Origin of the sequence: Chamaesiphon polymorphus CCALA 037 (assembly GCF_003003845.1) — a bacterium.
Lineage (GTDB): Bacteria > Cyanobacteriota > Cyanobacteriia > Cyanobacteriales > Chamaesiphonaceae > Chamaesiphon > Chamaesiphon polymorphus.
Window position 1 is genome coordinate 1 of the sequence record NZ_PVWO01000717.1, and the last position, 2,232, is coordinate 2,232.

A 2,232-nucleotide genomic window follows, 5' to 3' on the forward strand; every position below is an offset into this window, starting at 1 on the left:
TGGGTAGATGGGTGGATGGGTAATGGGTAAGATCGTACTGTACTCGTTAACAAGGTAGCGACGCTACCTTCTGCCCTCCACCTTCTACCTAAAGCCTAAAGCCTAAAACCTAAAGCCTAAAACCCAAAGCCTAAAACCTCCAAATCACGATTACAATCGGCAACGCCTCATCCATGAAACATTATACAGTCCTAGCTAATCCGCAGACATATCAAAAAGCGATCGATTATCTCGATCGATTAAAAGCTGGCGAAAAAGCAGGTGAATACTTACATCATAAGTTAAAAAATATCGATCTCAATCGAGTCACAATTACTGAATTTATCGGACTGCTGGCGCAAACTAAGCGTCCGCAGATTTTCGCAGAATCGGCAGTATTTGGGAATGGAATCGATTGGAATCAATCGGAACTTTCGATCTTAGGCGATCTGAGTATCGTTACGCCAGTTACTGTCTACGATAATGGCAAACATCGCAATCCCGACTTACATCAAATTCCATTTGCTGCTACTTTAATTTTCACCCCAGGTGCATTATTACAAAACGGTCATAATCTTACACCTGCGGATTGGATGGAAGTTACAACCGATGGCATCTTGAATGCCGATGGGTATTATCGACTCTACGAACGGAGATTATTACCAGCATTTATCTATATTAACGCTCTAGCCAAACAGCATGGCAAGAAGGCTTTAATTACGATTCCTGGCATGGGCTGCGGGCAATTTGCTGGGATATTTAGAGGCCAATTGGGTGCAGAGTTAAGAAAGGTACTCGTTCGGTTTTTACAAGCTTATAGTAGCGATTTTTCACAGATTCAGGCTGTATATTACGACCCATATAGCGAATGCAAAAACGATCGGATCGAGATCGAGGGCATTAGTTTATTAGTCCGACCTTTGTTGAGAGGAAATGCAAATAAACCTCAATTATGCTTGCCCCAAACTTATGCCGAAGATGGGGATAATTTTGAAAATTGCGAGCTGTTTAGTTTTGTCGCTTGGGATCATGTATCCTGGCCGGGTAATGATTTCTATCTTAATGCTCGATCGACAGATGATGGCGTTAAAGCAGCAGCGACTAATGTAATGCAAGTCATGACTGGGATTGAGGGCACCTACAATCCGCAGATAGATCGTTACTGTCAGCCAGATGAATATGAAAATTGGCAAGAAGTAGTCCGAAAAAATCGGGTTCAGCTAGAACTGAAGCATAGTTTCATTATTTTGCCATCTACCGATCGATAGAGATCGTCTTAATTTTGTCCGGTTCGAGCGAGTCAACGATCGAATAATGTTAGCATCCCCAACTGTTGACAAAGGAAATAGCAACCATGCTAGTAAACGCGATCGTCTTTGCCGCTACAGGCTTCTGGATGTTAATGATTTTTGACTGTGTGCGCAACGAACCCAAAAGTTCGAGCTGGCTATGGCTATTAATCATGTTGAACGTTCCCGGCGCGTTTATCTACTTTGCAGCCAGAAAATTGCCGGATCTAGATCTTCCCATCCCCAATTTTTTCAAACGGTGGACGATGAAAGACGCGCTGTGGAATGCAGAGGCGGGAGTCACAAATATCGGCAAATCCCATCAATATGTGATGCTGGGAAATGTGTTGGCAGAGATGGGAAATCTCAATCGGGCGTTAGAATGTTATCGAGATGCTCTACACAAAGAGCCAGATAATACTCATGCCTTATGGGGTTGTGCGACAATCGAAATGCATCGCAAAAATTTTGCTCAAGCTCAAGCATATCTAAAAAATTTACTCGATCGAGATGCTCGGTATAAGAGGGGTGAGGCGTTTCTACTCTATGGTAAAGTTCTGTACGAACTCAAACAATGGTCGGCAGCTAAATTACATCTAGAGCAAGATGTCAAACAGTGGGGGCATTCGGAGTCTTTGCTATTACTCGCAAAAATTGCCCTCAATCCCGATGGCGATCGAGTAGCATCAAAAAAATATTTAACTACCATGTTAGCGAGATTAAAAGCCTCACCCAAATACAATTATCGCAAGCAGCTACATCTGATTCGATCGGCAGAGAAAATGTTGAAAACTTTGGGATAGGTTTTAGGTTTTAGGCTTTAGGGGGTAGGCTTTAGGCTTTAGGTTTTAGGTTTTAGGCTTTAGGTAGAAGGTGGAGGGCAGAAGGTAGCGACGCTACCTTGGGAATGAGTACAGGACGATCTTACCCATTACCCATTACCCATTACCCATTACCCATTACC

2 protein-coding genes are annotated in these 2,232 nt (G+C 43.1%); both read left to right on the forward strand.

Features of this window, described 5'->3' with window-relative positions:
* Positions 1–173 precede the first annotated feature (173 nt).
* Positions 174–1,247, forward strand: a complete 1,074-nt coding sequence (locus C7B77_RS28630) for a hypothetical protein (protein WP_106313075.1) — start codon at positions 174–176, stop codon at positions 1,245–1,247.
* Positions 1,248–1,333: 86 nt separating this feature from the next.
* A complete protein-coding gene (locus C7B77_RS28635) occupies positions 1,334–2,071 on the forward strand; it encodes a tetratricopeptide repeat protein (RefSeq protein ID WP_106313078.1) in 738 nt (245 codons plus the stop codon).
* The last annotated feature ends 161 nt before the right edge of the window (positions 2,072–2,232 follow it).